Annotated in this window: 18 protein-coding genes and 1 pseudogene; 5 read left to right on the forward strand and 14 right to left on the reverse strand. The window is 60.5% G+C overall.

Translation table 11 applies throughout. The features are described from left to right. Positions 1-115 precede the first annotated feature (115 nt). Positions 116-1,144: a chemotaxis protein CheB gene (locus tag D8676_RS25755; protein WP_121583958.1), complete on the forward strand. Its 1,029-nt coding sequence runs from the start codon at positions 116-118 to the stop codon at positions 1,142-1,144. Positions 1,145-1,177: 33 nt separating this feature from the next. Here the strand turns inward: D8676_RS25755 and D8676_RS25760 are convergent, their stop codons facing one another. The 3 genes from D8676_RS25760 to D8676_RS25770 all read right to left on the reverse strand — a co-directional run bounded on the left by D8676_RS25760 (position 1,178) and on the right by D8676_RS25770 (position 8,009). Continuing rightward, complete coding sequence (locus D8676_RS25760; RefSeq protein WP_121583959.1) at positions 1,178-1,558, reverse strand: response regulator; 381 nt, start codon at positions 1,556-1,558, stop codon at positions 1,178-1,180. After that, positions 1,555-5,076 carry a chemotaxis protein CheB gene (locus tag D8676_RS25765; RefSeq protein ID WP_183097255.1) on the reverse strand — a complete coding sequence of 1,174 codons (3,522 nt, stop codon included), beginning with the start codon at positions 5,074-5,076 and terminating at the stop codon, positions 1,555-1,557. The genes D8676_RS25760 and D8676_RS25765 overlap by 4 nt, the downstream gene beginning before the upstream one ends. 1,772 nt (positions 5,077-6,848) lie before the next feature. Next, positions 6,849-8,009 (reverse strand): sulfite oxidase, encoded by a 1,161-nt coding sequence (locus D8676_RS25770; RefSeq protein WP_121583961.1) that lies wholly within the window; start codon positions 8,007-8,009, stop codon positions 6,849-6,851. A gap of 690 nt (positions 8,010-8,699) precedes the next feature. Between D8676_RS25770 and D8676_RS25775 the strand changes: the two genes are divergently transcribed. Further along, entirely contained in the window at positions 8,700-9,677 is a 978-nt protein-coding gene (locus tag D8676_RS25775) for an MBL fold metallo-hydrolase (protein ID WP_183097256.1), read from the forward strand. 370 nt (positions 9,678-10,047) lie between these two features. On the opposite strand, the gene D8676_RS25780 is transcribed toward D8676_RS25775, so the two are convergent. From D8676_RS25780 to D8676_RS25815, 8 genes are all read right to left on the reverse strand, one after another. Further along, complete coding sequence (locus D8676_RS25780; protein ID WP_121583963.1) at positions 10,048-11,610, reverse strand: adenylate/guanylate cyclase domain-containing protein; 1,563 nt, start codon at positions 11,608-11,610, stop codon at positions 10,048-10,050. A gap of 24 nt (positions 11,611-11,634) precedes the next feature. Then, positions 11,635-12,006, reverse strand: coding sequence for a response regulator (locus tag D8676_RS25785; RefSeq protein ID WP_121583964.1), 372 nt, complete (start codon positions 12,004-12,006; stop codon positions 11,635-11,637). Between the two features lie 30 nt (positions 12,007-12,036). Next, a complete protein-coding gene (locus D8676_RS25790) occupies positions 12,037-14,793 on the reverse strand; it encodes a response regulator (protein ID WP_121583965.1) in 2,757 nt (918 codons plus the stop codon). Further along, entirely contained in the window at positions 14,790-15,551 is a 762-nt protein-coding gene (locus D8676_RS25795; protein WP_121583966.1) for a DUF3365 domain-containing protein, read from the reverse strand. The genes D8676_RS25790 and D8676_RS25795 overlap by 4 nt, the downstream gene beginning before the upstream one ends. 561 nt (positions 15,552-16,112) lie before the next feature. Next, positions 16,113-16,721 carry a 2-hydroxychromene-2-carboxylate isomerase gene (locus tag D8676_RS25800; protein WP_245427175.1) on the reverse strand — a complete coding sequence of 203 codons (609 nt, stop codon included), beginning with the start codon at positions 16,719-16,721 and terminating at the stop codon, positions 16,113-16,115. 159 nt (positions 16,722-16,880) lie between these two features. Next, on the reverse strand, positions 16,881-17,255 hold the full coding sequence (locus D8676_RS25805; protein ID WP_210210768.1) for a hypothetical protein: 375 nt from the start codon (positions 17,253-17,255) through the stop codon (positions 16,881-16,883). Between the two features lie 13 nt (positions 17,256-17,268). After that, a complete protein-coding gene (locus D8676_RS25810; RefSeq protein ID WP_121583969.1) occupies positions 17,269-18,594 on the reverse strand; it encodes a recombinase family protein in 1,326 nt (441 codons plus the stop codon). Then, positions 18,591-19,043 (reverse strand): DUF2924 domain-containing protein, encoded by a 453-nt coding sequence (locus tag D8676_RS25815; protein ID WP_210210769.1) that lies wholly within the window; start codon positions 19,041-19,043, stop codon positions 18,591-18,593. The genes D8676_RS25810 and D8676_RS25815 overlap by 4 nt, the downstream gene beginning before the upstream one ends. A 386-nt stretch (positions 19,044-19,429) precedes the next feature. On the opposite strand from D8676_RS25815, the gene D8676_RS27980 reads away from it, so the two are divergent. Further along, positions 19,430-19,642, forward strand: coding sequence for a helix-turn-helix domain-containing protein (locus D8676_RS27980; RefSeq protein ID WP_121583972.1), 213 nt, complete (start codon positions 19,430-19,432; stop codon positions 19,640-19,642). Continuing rightward, a complete protein-coding gene (locus D8676_RS25830) occupies positions 19,639-20,793 on the forward strand; it encodes a bifunctional DNA primase/polymerase (RefSeq protein WP_121583973.1) in 1,155 nt (384 codons plus the stop codon). The genes D8676_RS27980 and D8676_RS25830 overlap by 4 nt, the downstream gene beginning before the upstream one ends. A 228-nt stretch (positions 20,794-21,021) precedes the next feature. Here D8676_RS25830 and D8676_RS25835 read toward each other — a convergent pair whose 3' ends face one another. Next, positions 21,022-21,372, reverse strand: a complete 351-nt coding sequence (locus D8676_RS25835; RefSeq protein WP_245427176.1) for a hypothetical protein — start codon at positions 21,370-21,372, stop codon at positions 21,022-21,024. Here D8676_RS25835 and D8676_RS27775 point away from each other — a divergent pair. Further along, positions 21,371-21,604 (forward strand): hypothetical protein, encoded by a 234-nt coding sequence (locus tag D8676_RS27775; RefSeq protein ID WP_245427177.1) that lies wholly within the window; start codon positions 21,371-21,373, stop codon positions 21,602-21,604. The genes D8676_RS25835 and D8676_RS27775 overlap by 2 nt on opposite strands. Positions 21,605-21,776: 172 nt before the next feature. Here D8676_RS27775 and D8676_RS27780 read toward each other — a convergent pair whose 3' ends face one another. Then, entirely contained in the window at positions 21,777-21,929 is a 153-nt protein-coding gene (locus tag D8676_RS27780) for a cold shock domain-containing protein (RefSeq protein ID WP_245427180.1), read from the reverse strand. Positions 21,930-22,079: 150 nt separating this feature from the next. Next, a pseudogene (locus D8676_RS27785) lies at positions 22,080-22,397 on the reverse strand (cold shock domain-containing protein); the annotation flags it as partial. Positions 22,398-22,459: the final 62 nt, after the last annotated feature.

The following is a 22,459-nucleotide window of genomic DNA, read 5'->3' on the forward strand; positions in this document are numbered from 1 at the left end:
TGATACGCGCTGCCTTTTCGTCACCAAATGGGTCAGGACGTTCTGGGGAGAACCTTCTTCGACCTACCGCGTTGATCTTCGATCCCCGAGATCAGCCCCCAACCCACAGGTCGTCATGGCTCGTTCCTCGATCATCGTCATAGGCGCTTCGGCAGGCGGAGTCGCTGCATTGCGCTCCTTGGCCGCCGCGCTGCCGAATGCGCTATCGGCCCCTGTTCTCGTCGTCCTTCATATCGGCGCCTATCGAAGCGAGTTGCCCGCGCTTCTTAACGCGGCGGGGCCGCTCCCCGCCAAACATGCGGAGGACGGCGAAACGATCTTCCCCGGCCACATCTATGTTGCGCCGCCCGATCGCCACATGATCGTCGCCGACGGGCGGCTGCGCCTTTTGCGTGGCCCCAAGGAAAACTGCGCGCGGCCGGCCATCGACCCGTTGTTCAGGAGCGTGGCTGAAAGCTATGGTTCGGACGCAGTGGGCGTGATCCTGACAGGCAACTTGAACGACGGCGCGCTGGGCCTATTCGAAATTAAGCGATGCGGCGGAGTTGCAATAGGCCAGGACCCGAACGATGCCGCCTATCCGGAAATGCCGAGGAGCGCGGCTGAGCATGTCGCGCTAGATTACTGCCTGCCGCTCGCGGAAATGCCCGAATTGCTCGTTGAACTCGTCGATCGAAAGGGAAAGGTAGTGGTCATGCCGAAAACCTCTTCTCAACTGGACGGGCAAGAGCCCGAAATTATCAACGGCCAAATATTCGAGCGGCCGCTGACAGTGACCTGCCCCGAATGCGGCGGCGCGCTGAAAAAGTTCGAGGTCGGTTCGATCGTGAAATTCGGCTGCCACATCGGGCACAGCTATACCGCAGAGATCATGGCCACGGCACAGTTCGAGGAAATGGAAAAGGTCATGCGAGCAGCGGTGAGGTTCCTGAACGAGCGAGCCGAATTTTGCCTCCAGATGGCAGAGCACAACGGGGTTGCCGAACCCGATGCCTCCAATGATTGGCATGCAGCCAGCAAACAGGCATTGGATCGGGCCTACAAACTCCGCGACCTCGTGGAGCAGGAATGGCTTACGCCGGAGACCTCTCACCGCCCTGTCTTGGCCCCTGACGGCAGTGATCGAGCCCGGTTTCGCGGATAGATTGACCGCTCCCGCTCAAGCCCGGCAGGATTCCTAACGGATCAGCGGGGGCCATCTGCGAAAAACCTGCGCGATGGTTCGTTCTAGGTCTTCTTGCGCATACGGCTTTTGCAGCGCTGGGTAATTACGATATCCATCCATTACACCCTCGGCCCCGTATCCGGTTGCAAATGCAAAGGGGATGCCGCGCTGGCGGAGAACATCGGCTACTGGAAAGGATTTCGTCCCAGCCACGTTGATATCCAGAACTGCGAAATCGATGTCGCATTCGCGGGCAAGTTCCATCGCCATGTCGATACGCGTGGCTTGACCGACTACCTCATGACCGAGTGCAATCAGTAGGTCCTCCAGATGCATCGCAAGCAGGACGTCATCCTCGACGATCAGAACCCGTTTCGCTGTCTGTCCAGTCAAACCGTTTCGCCCCTTGCCTGACCGTCGGGCATTGGAGCATCGATTGTGCAGACAACGCCGGACGTCTCATAGGCAACGCCCACCTTTCCGCCCAGTTCCGCCGCAAGCACCCGCTGGACCATGCGTGAGCCAAACCCCTTGCGTGTCGGCGGGATGACAGGCGGGCCGCCGCTCTCCATCCACCGTAAGGAGAGCCGTCGGTCCTTGCCATCACCAACAAGCTGCCAGATGATATCGACCTGGCCGTCCTCGGTTGTAAGCGCGCCGTATTTCGCGGCGTTCGTGGCCAGTTCATGCAACGCCATTGCAATCGAGAGCGCGGCGCTCGGTGCCAGCCATAGGTGTGGACCTTCGATCCGGAAGCGCTTCGATCCTGCAGAATGAGGTTCAACTGTATCCAAGACAATATTCCGCAAATCCGCGCCGGCCCAGTTTTCCCGGGTCAGCAAGTCGTGAGATTTACCCAGCGCGATCAGACGCGACCCGAACGTTGAACGCGCTTCCTCGATAGACGTGGCGCTGCTGAGCGTCTGCGACGCTATGGCCTGCACCGTCGCCATCACATTTTTGATCCGGTGATTGAGTTCGCCGACCAGGACCTCCCGATGCTCATCGAAACGCTTGCGTTCTGTGACGTCCTCGATGGCAATCAGGATCAGGCCGTCACGGCCTCTTTCTTGTGGCAACTTGGACGCAGTGAGCAACATAGATCGTCGGCCGGTCGGATAGAAATCCTGCTCGACCTCGAAATTGTGGAGTTCCTCGTCCTCCGAAAGGACTTTGTCCAGAAGTCCCCGCAGCGGCGGGTTATTCCACTCGCCGCTTCCAAGTTCAAAGATCAGACGCCCTTTAGGTTCGTCCTCAAAGACAGCGAATAATTCGCGGAAGGCCTTGTTGGCGGTCTGGACGCGTAAATTGCGGTCCAGAACGAGCAGGGGATGCTGAACCGTCCGCACAATGGCTTCGGAATAGACGCGAGCCTCGTTGACCGCATCGGCGGCACGTTTTCGGTCGGTGATGTCGCTGAACGTGACGACGACCCCTGCGATGCGGTTGTCCTGCGTTCGATAGGGAAGCACGCGTCGCACATACCAGCGCCCCGCATTGCTTGGCACCTCTGCCTCGATGGCGGACAGCTTCTTCAGCACTGTTTCCACATCCTGCAACAAATTCTCGTCGACGAATTTCCGCGCCAGATGTGCAATCGGCCGGCCGATGTCGGACGCGACGAAGTCGAAAAGATCCCTCGTTGCCGGGGCAAACCATCTTATGCAGAACTTTTCGTCAAGGAACAGCGTCGCCGTCTCCGATCCGGCCAGCAGATTGTTGAGGTCGTTGGTCGTGGTCTCCAGCTCGCCGATCTTGTGCTGAAGCTGGCTGTTCACGGTGTTCAATTCCTCGTTAAACGACTGCAACTCCTCTTTCGAGGTCTCGAGTTCCTCGTTGGTGGACTGAAGTTCCTCGTTCATCGAGGTGGCTTCCTCGTTCGAAGCCTTCAGCTCCGCGTTGGTGGTTTCCTGATATTCTATGGTTTTCTGCAATTCGGCGCGGGTCGCCCTCAGTTCCTCCTGTAGAGCGCGTTCGCCAGAGGAGGCGTCGCCTGCTCCCTCATGCGGGGCCGGGGTGGTATCGGGCTGCGGCACGGCCGGCGCGAAGCTCACCAAGAAGAATCCGCCTTGCGGTGACGCAGGCAGCGGCATAACCGTCATCGCGACGGATCGACCTGCCTCGCTCTCCCGGATGCGGGCGTTGACCGTCAAGCTTCTATTCTCTCTCGACGCTTCGCGGATCGCGGCTCGCAATTTTGCGGCCAGCCCATCACGGGTCATGGACAGCAAGTCCCTGGTGGGCTCGCCAGGCGGATTCTCCAGATAGTCCCTGGTCGTGCCGTGGAAATAGAGGACGCGACCCTTCTGGTCGATCAGCACCGATGCCGGAGCGTAGCGCTCCAGCAACGCGCGTCGGGCTATTTCGGCAGCCGAAGCGCTCGGATCGGAAGCCGATGGCGAAGGACTTTCCATCGTCCGCGGTTCCGATTGGCCGCGCGGCGGCGGATACTCGATCAGGTCATGCCGGGTCGGACCCAACCGGCGGTAAATGCGCCATTTCTTCGACACCGTTTCGAACAGGTCTTCGTGCCGCCCGATCGTTTCGGCGTTGCCGAGAAACAGGTTCCCTCCTTGTCGCAGCGCAAAATGACAAAGCGCGATGATCTTCTGCTGCGCGTCCGGTTCCAGATAGATCAGAAAATTGCGGCACGACACCAGGTCCAGCCTCGAGAACGGCGGATCGCGCAACAGGTTCTGCGGCGCGAACACGACCATGTCGCGCAGCTCCTTGCTGACCTGATACGAGCCGTCAAGCTTTTCGAAGAAGCGCGTCAGGCGCGACGTCGGAAAGCCTGCCATGGCAGCGGCCGGGTAAATGCCATCGCGCGCCTTGCGCAGATTATTCTCCTGGGCATCGGTCGCGAACACTTTCAGGTCGAAGCGTTTCCCCGCTGCCTCGGCATGCTCTGTCGCCAGCATGGCAAGGGAATAGGCTTCCTCGCCCGTTGAGCAGGCCGGCACCCACACTCGGATCGATGCGCCGCTCTCCCGCTCCTCGACCATTGGCGCCATGACCAATTCGGCAAGAGCCTTCCATGCATCGGCGTCACGGAAAAATCCGGTGACGCTGATCATCAAGTCGCCGACAAGCGAGGTGACTTCATCGGGACTAGTCCGCAATGCGTCGATATATTCGTCCAGTGTTTCGATGTTTCTGAGACCGAGACGACGGTAAACGCGCCGCCTCAGCGTCGAGTGCTTGTAGCCGCGAAAATCATTTCCGCCCCGAGCGCGCAAGAGCTCCAGAACATGGCTGAGCGTCGCCCGGCCGTCCGGGGAGGTGGCCTCGATCTCGGCAGGGGCTGCGACGTAGCCGTGGCGTATGAAGGCAAGCAGGGTGTCCGGCATTTTTTCGGGAGCAAGGACGTGATCGGCCATGTCCGCCGCAATCGCACTCCTTGGCATACCATCGAATTTCGCGGTCTCGGGCGACTGCACCAGGCTCATGCCGCCCTCCGCCCTGATATCCCTCAACCCCTCGGTACCGTTGCTCCCCGTTCCTGAGAGCACGATGGCGATCGCCCGCTCGCGTTGGTCTACGGCGAGCGACGAGAACAGCACATCGACAGGATGGCGCTGGCCGCGAGGCTCCGTCGGCCTGGACACGTGCAGCCCACCGTCGCTGACCTTCAGATCCGAATCGGGAGCGATCACATAGACGTGGTTCGCCGCGAGCCGCATACCGTCCTCGACCTGACCGACAGGCATCGTGGTGTGGGAGCTCAGGATGCGGGCCAGTTCGCTTTTGCGCTTCGGATCGAGATGCAGCACGACCACGAAAGCACAGCCGCTGTCAGCCGGCATCACCTCGAAGAAGCGGCTCAGCGCCTCGATGCCGCCCGCCGACGCGCCGATGCCGATAACCGGAACTGCCGCGACGTCGGGCGTGGCACCACCGATGGCGGTCACGGACCGGTCACTCCCACTCGGCCGGAGGGCAGCGTCGCTGCCTCTCGCATCGGTGTCCTGAATCGCCTTCGCCTTCGACTTGCGCACGGAGCGATTGCCCCGTCCTTGCGGTTCATCCGCCATATTCGCATAACCCAAAAGCTTACGTTGGATCTCACGGAAAGATTCTTCCGCACATCAACCGCCGCCTGGCCGCAATGGGCGGAAGGCTCCATCGCACAACGTTGCACGGCCGCCCCCCCCCCGGCAACCAAGCTGATAAGTTTTCGCTGGCCAGAAGGTCGGCTGGACGACCAAGGAGATGTCGGCTTCTGGTCCACGAGCGGTAGTTTTGCCCAGCACAAGCAACCTGCAAGCGAAAGCAGCCAGGACCTAATACAATTGTCTGCGGATATGGGTTAGCGGGCTTCTGTTTCTGATGAAACTTTTGCCTTCAAAATGGTTCGAATGGAGCTGGCCCCCAGCAAACAGCCCTAAGCCCGCTGCCACGACGCTTCCTGTCCCGGCGGCGGGCTGTGATTTCCACGGAACATGTCCTCTCACAGCGGGTTGAGCGCCGGTCGTTTGATCCATGACCCGGAAGCCCGCTGCTGATGACGGTCTCATCCTCATCCGGTAGCCGGCTTCTGTCACTGGTGGAACAATTGTAGCGGGTTCGCTTTGTAGTCGTACCTTCGACTCGGAAGCCGTTGTGCATGAGAACTTGTTTCTTGTTCGCAATGGTTCTGCTAAGCGCAAGGGGAGGCGAACTAGACGGCCTTCCCGCTGCTTTAATCTGGCTCCCCCCGCTCTGATGCAAGATGCCAGCCGATCAACGGAAGATTGCCGATGCAACCAATTGGCATGGGCAAATGCTAAAGCTGAACTAAGTGAAGCCTGTTCCACAAAAACACTATTGGCCCCTGTGGGGTGGTTGCGGAGCTGTCGCCGTTACCAGTGTCGTTGTCCTAAGTTCATTCACTGGGGAGCCATTTGTTGACAACCTTTTTCCGGCAGCATGCGGTGGCTTTGCTTGGGGCGCTTTTATCGCATGGTATCTAAACTGGCGGGCTGGACGGCGTTAATTTCCTCACACAACCAGACTCTTCTGTCAGCCGGAAGCGGCTGGCCGAGCTCTTGGCTTCAGGAATCACAACCGCCGTTAGTGCCCCGCTCATAGCATGTAGAGCACAGCCGACCTCTTCCTTATTTGACTACGGCTGGAGAAGGTTCGATTTCAGTCCCCTTCCCTCCGCCACTTGCCCCTGCGAAAGCGTTCTCCCCGTACGGCGGAGGTCGGATTTTTCCGTGATTTTATAGGGTTATGCGGGAAGGGCTGAACACCGTCTATGGTGCCGGGAGGCCCAGAAGTGCTCTCTTGTGCAGATATTCTCCAAACCTAATAACCGGCGGCTTCCGGTTAATAGCCTGCAAGCGTATGATTTTGCTTAGCAAACGATAGGTGCGGCAAGACTTTGTAGCGATATCACGCGGTTGGCGATGGGAACCGGCAGCCAACTTTTTCGATGGCCGAAATGGGGCCGAAAGCAGTCAGACAGCTTTCGGTGTCTGACTGGCGAAAGCGGCCGGCCTCTAAACTGGATACGATTTCGAACGACGTCCCCAAGACGGAGGCTACAGACAAAGTTGTGCATGGCGGGCCTCAAGACCTGAAGCGCCCGATAAGACATAGCACAAGTCATCCCCTGATAGGGCAGATGGATTGGGCAACGCGCTTCGTTACGCCGCGCATATATCCTACACCGACCCGATCTGCTGCGGGCTGCTGGCAGTCAACCAATTTGAACGCGGCGTGTCACTTGCCCGTTGCTTTCCCAATATGTGTGCTTCTTGGCGATCCAGGGATCGCTCATCGCCGGCTGGACGTTGCCGCTCGTATCGATCGCGCGTGAGGTGACTGCATGCTCCCCAGCGGGAGGATTGGGCCAGTCGATAGACCACATCTGCCAGGCAAACTCCGCCTTGTCGGCTTCGTCGAGGGTCGCGGGCATCCAAGGCCCATCGTCGATCTTGACCTCCACCCGCTCGATTGGCGCGCCCCATGCGGCTCCAACGATGCGGTAATCGTCGCCGATACGAGTCACCCGGGCTGGCGCGGATTTGAGCCGCGCCCGTCCGACGGATGTTTCCACCCATACGGTCTCGCCGTTGTGATCTTCCTCGCGAAGCGTAACGTAGTCGCGTCCCATGAACTGATTCTCGAAGCGCTGGTCGCGAACCTCGATGCGCTTGAGCCATTTCGCATTCGCGATCCCGTACCAGCCCGGCGCTATCAGCCGGAGCGGGAAGCCATTATCGGGCGGCAAGGGAGTTCCATTCATCTCGTAGCAAAGGATGTTTTTCGGATTCATGGCTTCGGCGAGCGACATGCTGCGCGCGAAATTCTGCTTGAACTTGACGTCATCGGCTTTTTTGATCTCGCCTTCGTCGGCGCCCCAGAAAACGACCTCGATGCCGCTGTCGAGGACCCCGGCCTCCTCCAGAATCGGAGCGAGCGGCGTGCCCGCCCAGTGCGCATTGCCTATGCCCCCGTTGAAAAACGGGAGACCAGTATTACCCGAACATTCGACCGTGAACGTGACCTCCTGGTGCGGCCGAGATCTGATATCGTCGAGCGTCAGCGCAGTTGGCTTTTTGACCAGGCCGCCGATTTCGAGCTTCCAAGTGCTTGCGTCAATGACTGGCCGGTTGAAGTGCGCAATTGAGAAGAACTTGTCGTTGGGCGTTATCCAAGAGTCGAGGTCCTCCCATACGAGCTGGTTCTTGATGATCTCCGGAACTGGGTTTGGCGGCAGTTGATCGAGCCATTTGACGACTTCCTCACCGGGGCGGCTTGGAAAAGCATAGGCGTGTCGGTCGGAGAGAAAGGCCGCAAGACCCGTAAGGGCTGCACTGCCCTTTGCGATGAATTCTCGACGCTGAATCTTCTGCATGAAGGCGTCTCCCTATTGCGACCGGCTTGCCGGATGCAAAATTGGGATAACCGGTCTGCTTGATTTCGGTACCGGGCGCAACTTGCCTTACCCCGGTACGAAAAGGATTCCAGTCCCGCTCGATCTCAAAGTCAAGGGGGTTCAGAACGCCGAATTGAGCCGCGACGACGACTCAAACGCTGTCGCCCGCCATGCTAGCTTCCGGACGGCGACAAGGGTGCCTTGAAGGGCCGTTTGCGACGCGGGCGGATGTTCTCGCTGACAACCTCAGGGGCCGTTAACTTAGCTGGACGCAAACGACGGCGATTAAGCTGCCCGACTCCGCTGTGCTCTGCCATCTGGTCACAATTACCTTGGGCTGCAATTCCCTCTGCCGCTTGCTGATCGGCTGCTATCGGCGATCCAGCGGCAACCTTGCAGCATGTCGAGCCGGAGCAACTCAGGCGGCAGATACTCTATGCGGTGCGGACGATCGCATCGTCCGGCCGCGGAGAGCGACCAGCTTGGTTAATCCGCAATTGCGGACATTCAGGTCAATATCCGTTCGTTGTGACCAACCACGACAATTCGAACAGCAGCTCAGCGAAGAACCCGCTAGCGTTTGTGATCGTAGCCGAGGCCCACTCATGCTATGAAGGCAAATATCTAGAGCGGGATTCCGGGGGGTTACGCCACCGAAGGATGACCCCGATGCTGGTATTCGATAGACGAAGTTTCTTGACGTCCACTGCACTAGGGACTGTAGCTTCCGTCTGCTCGGGCGGGCCTGCCGCGGCAATTGGCGGTTTGGACCCACCATCTGAAGCCGCGGGCTTGTACAGCTTCACTTTTGGCGATTTCCGGATCGCACCTGTGTGCGATGGTGTTTTCCATCTGCCAATGGACAGTATAGCGGTCAACGCCGATGCAAATGAACGAAAGGCCTACCTACATTCGCGCCAAATGACAGGCGACACCGTTCAGTTGCAAGCTACGCCGCTATTGATCAACGCTGGCGACAAGCTGATCCTGATCGATACTGGCGTTGCACCGGGCTCGGATTGGGCTCCGAAGGCGGGCCGTCTGGTCAAGTCTTTGCAGCATGCCGGCGTTGAACCTTCCGACATCGACACAATTGTACTCAGCCACTGCCACGTCGATCACGTCGGTGGATTGCAAGCAGCGGCTGCGGAAGGGTTTGCAAAGGCAGAAATCATTATTTCGGAAACCGAGTTTGATCTGTGGAATTCACCCGACGCAGCCTCGAAAGTCCCCGAATGGGCAGCTGAGGGAGTGCCTGGGCTGCAGACAACATTTGCGGAACTTGGCGATAGGATACACCCGGTCAAAGACGGAGCTAGCATTGCGCCCGGCGTGAGCGCGTTGGCAACTCCCGGCCATACTCCTGGACATATGTCGTTGCTCATCAACTCCGGAAGTGACGCAATGCTGGTGACGGGCGATGCAATCACAAGCGTGCATGTGGCTTTTGAGCACCCCGAATGGCAGATCATCTGGGACCATGACCGCGATCTCGGCGCAAAGACTCGCGCTACATTGCTCGATAGAGCGGCAAATGAGAAACTGCTCGTGATCGGATATCACTACCCGTTTCCGGGTCTTGGTCACGTCGTCAAAGACGGTACAGCCTATCGCTGGCTGCCTGCCGATTGGGTGTGGGATGGGTGAATTGGCGTGGGCCCGGTGCAGGGTGGAGGTACAAAGCTCTCTTCGCCCTTAGACCCCGTTAGATTTTTGCTCGGGCTGGAAGCGAATTGCCGCACAGCCCCGGGGCAATTGGCGCGACAGGTTGTCGTAAGTGACATCGGAAGTGAACTTCGGAGTCGCATACGACGCGAGGATATCGCCCAAGCGCGGCCATCGGCACGGTTGCCGGGCGTCGAGGCCCAATGCGGACCGGCGAGGCCCAATGCGGACCGGCGGCATCGAGTCCTCACTCTGGTAGTCTGGTTTTGCGCCCGTGCCGTCTTGATAAACCGTGCCGGCAAAGCAGAGATACTCAACTCAGTCATCCAAGCAGCCGGAACTCGTCTCTCGATCAATCACGTACCAGATAGGCTTCTACCGGGCCGACGCCTTTTAGATTGACGCTGCGCGGCTCAAGCGCCCGGGATGATCGCAGGACACGCCGGGTCGCCTCCGAGATCTGCAGGCGATCGGCGACACCCTGCGACTCGAGTCGGCTGGCGACATTTACCGTCTCGCCCCAGACGTCGTAGACGAAGCGGCTGCGGCCGATCAGGCCGGCGATGACCGGCCCAGTGTGCACGCCGATGCGCAGACGAAAGGAATCAGGACTAGAGGGCTGTTCCTTCAATGCTGCCAGCATTGCTTGCCCAAGCGCCACGATCCGGTCGGCATGGTCTTGAGCCGGCTCGGGAACGCCACAGGCGGCCATGTATGCATCACCGATTGTCTTTATCTTCTCGACGGCATGTGCCTCTGCCAACTCGTCGAACAGGCTGAACATCGCACCAAGGCGTTTGACGAGGTCTGAAGCCGGCAGTCTGGCGGCAATGGGAGAGAAGCCGACGATATCGGCAAAAAGGATAGTCACGTCCTCGAAGCGGTCGGCGATGATCTGCTCGCCTTTCTGCAGCCGCGCGACGATCTGGCCGGGCAGAATGGCGCGCAGCAGGGAATCCGCCCGCCTCTTCTCCGCCTCGATCCGGCGCAGATAGTTGTGCTCGCGGTCGAGCCAGCGCTTCTTCTCCAACGTCGAATTGATCCGTGCGTGCAGTAGAACGGGATTGAAAGGTTTCGGCAGGTAGTCATCGGCGCCCGCCTCGATGCAGCGCGCCACCGCGTCGACTTCGTTCAGTCCTGAAATCATGATGACCGGGATACGCTGCCACCGGCGATCAGCTCTCAGCCGCAGAAGCAGCTCGATACCGTTCATGTCCGGCATTAGGACATCCAAGAGTACGAGGTCGAACACCTGTTCGCCAAGCCGCTCGAGAGCAGACAGACCGGTGGCGGCGGTGACCACCCAATGACCGGCTCGCTGCAGTCGTCGCGAAAGGAGGTCGCGGTTGCTGCCGATATCGTCGACGACAAGGATCCTGCCACCGCTAGCCGCGTGCGCGTCGCTTTCCGTCCTGTTCAGCGTCTGTTCGAGCCCTGCCGCGTCGATGCGCGCCCGATCCGCAACCTGTAGATTCTCGATGCCGCCGTTGCGCGAGATACCGGCGATGGCGTCGATATGCGCCAGCAATTCCTCGGAAGCCGCCAGCATCACCCTGACATCATCGGCCAACGCATGGTGATTCAAATCCTCAGCTTCCTCGAGGATCATTTCGGAATAACCGATGATGGCATTCAGGGGCGTGCGCAGATCATGCCGCAGCTTTGCCTCGCTCTCGATCCCGGCGCGCTTCGGGAAATTCGCCCGACCGGCAATCAACCTGTCTATGAGAACGTTCAACTGCTGTGCCGCGGCCCCGACTCTTTCAAGGTCAGGCATCACCTCGTCCAGGCCGAGATCGCGCGCATGCTCCGTCACCAGTTCCTGAAAACCGGTGATCGCGCGCGCTGGCCCGGCAAGTTGTTGCGCGACGTGTGTGACGATCGCCTGACGCTGGAAGTCGCTCTCAACACTCATCTGACGAAGCCACCAGGTCGCTGCTCACCGGCTGGCGGCGAGCAGTTGTTCGATCTTACGCACCAGCCGTGTCAGGTCCACCGGCTTGCTGTCGTAGTCGTCGCATCCAGCCTCGAGCGCTTGTTCGCGGTCGCTCGCCATCGCATGCGCAGTGAGCGCGATGATCGGAATCGTCGACGTGTTCGGATCCGCCTTCAGCCGCCGTGTCGCCTCCCAGCCATCCATCACCGGCAGGCTCATGTCCATGAGGATCAGATCCGGCCTTTCCGAAACGGTGAGGTCCACGCCTGACTGCCCGTTCTCAGCAATGAGCATTTCAAAGCCGCGCCGCGCCAGGCGCCGCGAGAGCATGTCGCGATTCATTTCGTTGTCTTCCACCAGGAGAATTCTCGCCATCTTCCGAATTCCTCCAGCCGTGATGCGTGGTTATGTGCGGCCGATGCCGGCGCCGACCGCGTCCCGTGCTGAGATCTGCCGCTCGAGGGCTTCCACCAACTGGGACCTGCTGTTGGCGCCCTTGGCCACGACAGCGACCGCCCGGTCCCGCAGCCAGTTGAGTTCGTTCGCCGAAAGGTCTTTCGAGGTGACCACAACCACGGGAATGTTCTGGAGCTCCGGAATCCGCTGCATCTCGCTCAGCGTCTCGAAGCCGTCCATTTCCGGCATCAGCAGGTCAAGCAGGACCAAGCGAGGTGACAGCCGCTTCATCAGTTCGATGCCGCGCACCCCGTTGCTCGCCTCGTGAACCTGCCAGTTCTTCTTGGTCAGAATGCGCCGGAGGACATCGCGCGAGGCCTGATCGTCGTCGACGATAAGCACATCGCGTTTGCCGTTGCCGCAGGCCTCGATTGTGCGGACCAACCTCTCCGTATCGATCGGTTTGGTCAGATATTCTACGGCGCCTAGCGATAGGCCGAGTTCGCGGTCCGCCAGGATGGTCGCGAGGATCACCGGAATCTCGCACAGTTCCGGATCGTTCTTCAACTCGCGCAGCACTGACCAGCCGTCTTGATGCGGCATGATAATGTCGAGAATGATCGCAGCGGGGCGATGTGCTCGAGCTACTGCCAGTCCTTCCGCTCCACTCGCCGCCTCGATGGACACCAACCCCGCCTCTGCCAGTGCCCTGGCGATGACATCCCGGGCAGCGGGCTCGTCGTCTATGATGAGGACCGTCTTGCCCGACACCGGAGGCAGCGGTTCTGCCGGCTTCCTATCCGGGGTATTCTCTTTGCACTCGGCCGGAATTTCCATCGTGAAGGTCGAGCCTTTCCCGAGTTCGCTGTCGACGCTCACCGTGCCGCCAATCATCCGGGAGAAACTGCGGGTTATGCTGAGACCGAGCCCCGTCCCCCCGTAATTTCGGGTGGTGGACGCATCCGCCTGGGTGAATGCGTTGAAAAGCCGCTCCTGCTGCTGTGGCGTTATCCCGATCCCGGAGTCAGATACCTTGAACACCAGCCAGTCCCCGTCTGGCCTGCTTTCGCGACTGGCCGTGAGCGTTATGCGGCCTCCTTCGGTGAACTTGGCGGCGTTGCTGAGCAGGTTGAACAGGTTCTGACGCAGCTTGGTCTCGTCCGAATGCATGGTCCCTAGATCGCTCTGGAAATCCTCCACCAGGATGTTGCGGTTCTTGTTGATCAGCGGCGAGACGGTCGCCTGCACGTCGCGGAGCATCTCGGCCACATCGAAGGCTTCGAGGAACAGCTCCATCTTGTTGGCTTCAATCTTCGACAGGTCGAGGATGTCATTGATGAGCGCGAGGAGACTGCGGCCGGCGCCTGCGATCCTCTCCAATTCCGGGATGAACTCACGCGTCTGCTGGTCGGCCGCCTCCTCGATGAGCATCTCACTGTAGCCGATGATCGCGTTGAGCGGTGTACGCAACTCATGGCTCATCGACGCGAGGAAGCGGCTTTTGGCTTCGTTGGCCGACTCGGCACTGCTCTTGGCCTGTTCCAGCTCGGCCTGTCTGAGCTTGAGTTCGGTGATATCGGTATAGACCGCGACCGTGCCGCCGTCCGGGGTTCTGCGTTTGCTGACGCGAACCCACCTGTCGCCGTACCGCCATTCGCGCACGAAGCCTGCCGGATCCCTATGGACCCGCAGGCTCTTGGCCATCCAGTCCTCCGGCCGCTCTCCGTCAAGGTCTACCTGCCCGCTTGCGAGGCGGCGCTTCAGGATGTCCTCGAAGCTCTGCCCGATCAGCTCGCTTCGCTGTTGGTCGGAGAAGATCTCGCAATACTTGCTGTTGGCAAGCAGGATCTTGTCTTCGGAATCGAATAGGACGAAGCCGTCAGAAATCGCCTCGAAGGCAGTCGCGATTGTGCGTCTCTGACGCTCCGCCTCCTCCTCAAGCCTCTGCTTCTCTATGGCGCTCGCCCGGAAGAGCCTGAGGGTACGCGCCATCGCGCCGAGTTCGTCCCCGCTCTCCACGGGAATCTCGACATCGTAGCGTCCCTCGGTCAGTTCCCCGATCACTCGGTTCAGCCTCCGCAGCGGGCCGATGATCGAGCGAAGGACGAGGATCGTGAGAAGGGCTCCGATCAGCGCAACGACACCCACCAGGATGGCCGAAGCTCTGGCGGTCTCCTGAGTCTGCCTCACCGCCTCATCGCGTGCGGATTCCGCGCTGGCGCTCGCATCGGCGACGAGCTTGTTCAACGCGGCGTCGACGTTGGCGCTGTGGGTACGGGCTTCGGCGAGCAGTGCGTTGCCGATTATGCGGTTGTCCTGGGTGTAGCTGTCGGCGGCCTCCAGCGCCGTCTTGACGTATGCGTCCACCTCGGAACGGATTTCCTTGACCGCCTCGGGAGATGATTTGGAGAGGTGGTCCATGTGGACGACCAGCCGATCGCGCGCCAACGTGGCATTTCGTTCTGAGTTCATCAGCAGGCTGACTGAGAGGTCGGTCAACCAGTACCGCAGTTCGCCGAAGGTCGCGTGTGCCGCCGCAGCAGTGCCCGCGAGGTCGAACAGGGCCTTTGTTTCGGCGGTACGGTCGGCACTGCGATAAAGGGCCTGGGTGAGAAAGATCGACGACAGGATGAGGCTGATGAGTCCCGCTGCCGTGAGGGCCACAATCCGCGCCGAGATGGGCAGACTGGCAAAGCGGCTTGCGAGCGACTTCGTCGAGGCAGGGGACGGAGCAATCCGGCGCGGCGCTTGTTCCGCGGCGGTCATTTGAACAGGACGATGCTGATCGCCCCTCCCAGATCACCCGTCTTGCCGCCCTCCTTCGGGTATCCGGTCACGTCGATCTCGCCTTTGGGCTCGCCGTGGCAGGTGAGGCACGAGTCCGTGTAATATTCCGGCAGCAGCATACGGAAAGCCGGGCGCCCATCGACTTCCGCCACCTCCATATACGCTTCCCCCTTGGGTCTCTTGGGATCGGAGAAGACGTCCTGGATGATCATTCTTTCCCATGCGTCGGGGAGCGATTTGCGGTTGCGCACGAGCTGCTCCGGCGCGGTCACGCGTACGCGTGCTTCCTCGCCGACCTTGGCGGCAAATTTCTCGTTGATCAGGCGGGCGAAGATGGCCGGGACGAACCCCTTGAACCCAATCCCCTTGCGATTGATGTCGTCCTGATGTTCGTCAAGGACTTCCCTCATCGCATCGAGCTGGGCTTGGAGAAGACGCCGATCGCGTTCGGTCAAGTCACCCGAAAGCGGCTCCTGACCGACGCGCTGGGCATAGAGGATGACAGCTTCGTCGACGAAACGCGTGCTGTCGATCTTCTTGTCGCCGATCGTTGGATCGTTGATGAGTGTCTGGTAGTTCGAGACGATGCTTCGGCCGGCGCGCAGCAGCTCGGCCAGCCGCGACGCCATACCGGCATCCTCGGCGTCGCCCGCTGCGACAACGGAGGTCAGGAGGAGCGCGCAGCCAACAAGAGCAGCGCCAACAGTTTTTCGCGTCGCGGCTGATGTAGCTACCATTTCCTTCTCCCTTAAGAAGATAGGCAGGCAATCCGCGCAATATACCACAATGGGAGTCAAAGGTAATAACGCAGGGGTGGTGCTGGATCTTCGGCTGAGAAGCTGCTCCGGGCGGCTTCGAGCCGTGTTATGGTCGTGACGGACTCATAATGTTTCGTTCAGCCTGCATGATCAGAGATAACGCCGATGAACAAACTAGTCCCTGCCACAGGGTTGGCGCTGGCAATTTCCACGCCCGTAACCGCGCAGGACAACCCGACGGCGAAGGCCGTGTTCGTCAACCTGGCCGGCGCGAAGATCGGGACCGCCATTTACGTCGCAAGGCGTGCTGGTTGCCTTAGAAGTGATGGGGCTGCCAGCGGGAGAGTGGGTGCCGACGGCGTGCGGCGCAACCACACTTCCGGCGTCGTCGCTGCCAACGTCTGCTTTCAGAAAGTCGCAAAGCTATTCTCGATGACCGAGATGAGGGCGCAAACCTGCCATTCAGCGGTATTGCCAACAGGTCAAAGCTGGTCGCCCCTTTCGGCCAAGTGCCATGTGTTCTGCCCAACGTATTCGGTTTCAGTGCGTGGAACAGTCGCTCTTCCCGTTGATCCATCGGATCGCATCATCCAGACGGTCATCGCCCCAGAACACTTCACCGGCCACAACGAATGTCGGTGAGCCGAAGACGCCCAAAGCCATCGCCTCGTCGGTGGCGTCCGACAACGCCTTTACGATTGGCGGGGTCTGCGCCAATTCCAGAGCTCGATCACGATCTTGCCCGGCTTCACGCAAGCTTGCGGAAATGTTCGGCTCCTCTCCGGCGGGCTCGCCATATTCAAACCATCGCCGATATGCGGCGCGCGTATAGCTTTCAACCCATCCTTCCGCCGTTCCCAGGACGGCGATCTGGTTGGCAAGCACGAGACCAGGCAATGGATATGGCGCGGGAATCTTTAGCGAGAGGCCGTACTGGTGCGCGCGGCGTTCGACGTCTCGCCACATATAGGCGGCCTTCACGGGCTTGTCCTTGAACGGAATGTTGTTCTGCTCGATCATGATGTGCCGCACGTTGAACGGGCGCCATCGAAACGAGACACCGGTCGATCGGGTCACATCCGAAAGACGCATCACCGAAAGATAGGTGTAGGTGCTCCCGATCGAATACCAGAAGTCGATGACGGCCACGGCTGCCCCCATTCCGTTCGAGCCCCGAATGTACACGAGAGGCGTACAGAGGTCAGCACACGCTGATCGATCACCAAGATCTCCGCTTGGTCGCGCCTCTCCCGAACGCACCAGCAACGATTAATGCCGGAGATCCTTCTACGATCAACGCCGGGAGGATCATTGATTTCGAGCCAGCGTGCGTCTCTGGACGTCCCAGTCGTCGTCAATGCCGGTCCGCAATGTCTCTACCGTGACGGACATGTCCTGCCTGCCGTGGACGATCGCCTCGATGATGTCCGGCGCGAGGAATGTCAGGCGCAGAATGCGGGTCAGGTAGGACGGCGCGATGCCTTCGTGCCTGGCCACATCGGCGATGGTGGGGAAGTCGCCGGATTCCAGCATGCGCTTCCAGCGGAAGGCGCGGGCGAGCGCTTTGACCAGCGTGTTGTCGGTCCCCTTCGCAGGTGCAGCGCCTTGGGGGAGCTGCAGCTCCCTGCGGCCGCCCCGTTTCACGAGGCGGAGCGGGATGTGCAGCGTCAGAGTTTCGGTCATGGGCGTGGTCCGTTTATGCGGCCTGCTCCAGCCTGCCGGCGAGCATCTCGCGCGCCAGGCCATTTAGGCCGTCGATCCGGAGGTGGACGTCGATACCGTCTCTGCCGATGTCGACCCGCTCGATCAGCAGCGCTACGATGCGGGCCTGCTCTGCGGGGAAGAGTTCGTCCCACAGCGGATCGAAATGCTGTATGGCTTCACGGACGTTGGCCTCGGTGACGGCGCCGTCCTGTGTGCGCGCCGCCTTCCACGACCCTGCAACGACCTCCGGCTGGCGGAACACGGCACGAAGTCGGTCGACGACCGCCGCCTCGATCTCTCCAGCCGGCACACGGCCGACCGGACATGATCCAGCGCCATGCTTCAGCACGGTCTGGCTGACGTAGTAGCGATAGAGCCGGCCGCCCTTACGGGTGTGGGTTGGAGAGAACGCTGCGCCGTCAGGACCATAGAGCAGCCCCTTTAGCAGCGCCGGCGTGTCGGCACGGGTGCGGGCGGCGCGTTTGCGCGGGCTCTCCTGCAGTATGGCGTGAACCCGGTCCCACGTGTCCCGATCGATGATGGCCTCGTGCTCGCCCGGATAGCTGGCGCCCTTGTGGACCGCCTCGCCGATATAGGCGCGGTTGTTCAGCGTCCGGTAGATACACTTTTTGTCGATCGGTTTTCCCTGCCGGGTTTGCATGCCTCTGCTAGATGCCTCGCGCGCCACCACCGTGCCAGAACCGACCTCGAAGAAGCGGTCGAAAACCCAGCGCACGTGCGCGGCGGCTTCCTCGTCGACCACCAGCTTCCGGTTTTCGACCCGGTAGCCAAGCGGCGGCACGCCGCCCATCCACATGCCCTTCATGCGGGAGGCGCGGAACTTGTCGCGGATGCGCTCGGCCGTCACCTCGCGCTCGAACTGGGCGAAGCTGAGAAGGATGTTCAGCGTCAGCCGCCCCATCGATGAGGTGGTGTTGAAGGATTGGGTCACCGAGACGAAGGTCACGCCGTTGCGGTCGAACACCTCGACCAGCCTGGCGAAGTCCATCAGCGAGCGTGACAGGCGATCGATCTTGTAGACCAACACCACGTCGACCAGCCCGTCGTCGATGTCGGCGAGCAGTCGCTGCAGCGCCGGACGCTCCAGCGTGCCGCCAGAGATACCGCCATCGTCATAGCGGTCGCGGACCAGGACCCAGCCTTCGGAGCGCTGGCTGACAATGTAGGCTTCGCAGGCCTCGCGCTGCGCGTGGAGAGAATTGAACTCCTGTTCCAGCCCCTCTTCCGAGGATTTGCGGGTATAGACGGCGCAGCGCAGCTTGCGCACGACGCTCGATTTCTCCGAGGGTATGGTCATGCCCCTGCCCTGCGATGGTTCCTGAGGCCGAAGAAGGTCCAGCCGTTCCAGCGCGTGCCGGTGATGGCGCGGGCAATGGCAGACAGCGACTTGTAAGGCCGCCCCTGCCATTCAAAGCCGTCAGCGGTGACGGTGACGACGTACTCGACGCCCTGCCATTCGCGCAGCAGCCGCGTGCCGGTGATGGGGCGGTCACGGTCGAGGCGGATGCTGCGCTTCTTCCGGTCGCCGCCGTCCAGCTCTTCGCCCAGCCGCTCCAGCCGCCGGATCGTCTCGGGCTTGAGACCGCCATAGGCAAGTTCCTGGATGCGGCAGGCCAGCCGGCTTTCGAGATAGCGTCGGTTGAACGGCGGCGGCTCGCCGTCAAAGAGGTCCCGCCACTGCTGCTTGAGGTCGGGCATGGGGCTGGTCTTGAGGGCTGCCAGCCGCGCGGGAATGGGATCAGAAATGGTCATGCGTTTCTCTGCTCGACTACGGTTGCATGACCGCTCCGGTCGGCCGCACAGTCCAGCAAACCATTCTCCGGACCGGCAGATAGTTCACTTGACTGTCGCGATCGAAGCCGAACCAGGCCGAGCGCCAGCAAGCCGCAGAGTTCGGCGCGGCGTTCATCAGCCGCAAGGAAAGCAGCAGGTATCGGATTTGGACGTGAAGAGGAACGTAGAGCAAGTTCGAATGAGGGCATAACATCGGGAGTAAGCCGAAACGGACCGGCCTCCAACTATCTCGCGAATCCCTGCGAAAACCTGCGTAACCTGAGGAAAACTTTGAGAAAGTATAGCGCAGAGGAATGTTTTCCTGCTATAGTCTAAGTTGTGTTCACCGGGAACCAGTGATGCCCCAAACCTACCTGTACCAGCACGAACTTGCCCTTCGTTGGCGCGTCAGCCCAAGAACGCTGGAGCGCTGGCGTTGGCAGAAAACAGGTCCGATCTACACCAAGATCGGAGGGAAGGTCCTCTACGCGATCAGGGATGTGGAGGACTATGAGAAGCGAAGACGCGCCCAAACCCATTCGTCCATTCTAGGCAACTGGAGGGCGGCATGAATGCGCGCTACGCAGTCAACCCGCCGAATGAAGCGGCCGATCCCCGCCTGCCGCCGGCGCTCACCTCAGAGATGTCTAGGCTGTTCTCAGCAGGTTTCTCACTCGTTCCTCTCGGCGGCGACGATGGGAAAAAGCCAACGATGTCGTTCCGGGATCGCAGACGCTTCCCTCTCGCGACCGTCGTTGACCGCATGGCTGGATCGGGCAGCAGATCTTATGGAATTCGCCTGAAGGGCCTGCTCGTCGTAGATGTCGACACAGATACTCCCGAGGCGCGCGCCTATGTCGAGCGGCGCTTCGGGACGTCGCCTGCGCGCACCAGGACCAGTCGTGGGTTCCATCTCTGGTTCCGACATTGCAGCGACAGACCGGCACCGGTCCGACTGCCCGGCATCGCTATCGACTTCAAGACGGGCCAGAACGAGTTCGTCGTCGGACCCCAATCCGAGCGGCCGGACGGCGCCGTCTACTGGCCGGAAGGCCGGATCGCGACCATTGCCGACCTTCCGTGGCTTGAGGATCGCGACCCCGGGGCGGCGATCGCAGATCAAAATGCGTCCGTCGGTCGCATACCGGTGGGATCGCGAAACGATGCGCTGAAGCGGCGCGCCCGAAAGTCGGCGCGCGTGGCGAGCGACTATGACAACCTGCTCGCGGAGCTACTGGCGTTTCGCGATGTCGAAATGGACGATCCGCGGTCATACTCCGAAGAACAGGTTGTCGGCCTGGCCAAATGGGCTTGGCAGTTGCGCCAGCAGGGTAAGTTATGGGGCGGGACGAACTCCGTCGTCGTGATCAGGCGCTCCGCCGTAGAAGAGCTGGCTGCCAACGGACACCATCGCGCCCTGTCGCTGCTGTTGTTCCTGAGGGGACAGCACGGTCACGACCCGAGCGCGAATTTTGCGGTCGACCCCCGGGCGTTGCGCAAGAACGGGCACTTCAGGGACGGCACAAAGCAGCTTTACGGGGCGATCAAAACTCTCGTGGCGCGCGGCCACTTGGTTCTCGTCCGCCCCGCCCGTGGCAAACGGAACCATCATGACTATCGATTGGGAGATGTAGCGGAAAGGAGAAGAGAAGCAGAGAGGGCTTATTCTTATATTGGTGCCCAAAATGACCACCCCAAAAACGCCGATTCCGAAGCTGCCTGACGGAGCCGTCATGCCAAGTCGACCCTCTGCCATCATACTTGATTGGTGTGGGCCATTCGCTGAGCGTGTCATGGCGCGTATCCACGAGTATGACGACTCCTGGCCGAAGAAGCAGTACGTGGGCAACGTAGTCGCCTTGGAAACAGGTCCTCGTGTAGAAACCGGGATCGGGACGAAACGCTGACACCAAACCTTTCAGGGTGTTCAGGCCGGAATGGGCCTCGAACTCTAGTCGTCGTCCATGTCATCCGAGACGTCTGCGTCGCCATGGAAGAAGGCCTCGATCTCGGTCATCTCGACCTTGCCGTCGCCATTCTCGTCCACAGCCTTGAAGATGCGGCCGTGGAAGTCCTGAAGCTCTGCCAGCGACAAGGCGCCGTCGCCGTCACCATCGACGATCGCGAAGATCATGCGCATGCCTGCGCCATGCATCATCGCCGAGCGCATGCCGTCGCGGTCTCTCTCGCTGCTGGCATGGTGCTGGCGCCATCCCTTCTTCCTGTCTCCATCACGGCGCGCCTCGTGCATGGACCCGTCGCGCATCATCTCGAGAATCATGTCGCGGACCGCCTGCCGCATGGCGTCCGATCCCATTCCGCCAGGCTCTGAGGGTGTCGCGGTGCTTTCCGTGGGCGAAGCTGGAGCGGGCGTGGTGGTTTCTGTCTGGGCCAAAGCCGGTGCGGCTGCCAGCATCAGTGTCATCGTCGTGATTGAAGCGGTCTTGAACATGGTCATCTCGTTCTCCTCTGCCCATGACGTGCCTGAACAACTGTCCGGCCGATCAAACGTTCCTGTGCTCACCCAGACTTGAGGACAAGCGTGGGCGCTGCTTAACCTGCACGATAGCTGCACTGCTCGGGCGGCAGCATGCACCGGGTGCAAATCTATTCGCGATCCTGACTTTGAAACCCCGAATGCCGCCGCCCCGGTGCCAGGCAATGCCCAACGCTGTGCAAGCTGCATCAGGTACCAACCGTCCGGGATTAGCGAAGTCGTATCGTTCGCGTCTCGAGCCCCTTGGAGCCACGGCTGTAAGTGATGATCACCTTCTGCCCGACTTCGAGCGTCGGTACGCCGCTGCGGGTCAGAGTTGTGGCATGAACAAACACATCGTTCCCTCCGCCATCCAGCGCTATGAAGCCAAACCCCCTGTTCAGGTCATATCGCTTCACGACGCCAGTGGCTTCCTGGCCCGCGAGATCTGGCGCTGCGACTGACGCGCCGGTGGATCGCCTCGCCACAGATGCGGAGGACGCATCGTCCGCAGGGCTGACGGAGACGACCTCGGCAACCTGAAGCCCCTTCGGGCCCCGTTCAGTCTTTACCGTGAGGCGAGCACCTTCAGTCGGGCCGTCATGTCCGGCAGCTTGCAACTTTGACAGGTGAATGAATGCGTCGGAGCCATCGCTGAGCTTCAAGAAGCCGAAACCCTTCTCGGCGTTGAACCAGAGTACCTCTGCATCAGATGCGGGAGACGTCGTGGCGGAAGAAGCCGGCAGGGGTTCTGGCCTGCGGTCAAAATAGCTTGGTTCCGACCTCTCTGGGCGGTCGTCGCTTTTGGAGCCATGGCTCCTTGGCTGACGGTGGTCTCGATACCTGCCCATTCAGGAAATGTCCGCACAGTGAGAGATGCCAATATCACCGTGAATGAGCGGCGATCAACATG

The sequence above is a fragment of the Mesorhizobium sp. YM1C-6-2 genome, from assembly GCF_003666685.1.
Taxonomy (GTDB): Bacteria; Pseudomonadota; Alphaproteobacteria; order Rhizobiales; family Rhizobiaceae; genus Mesorhizobium_K.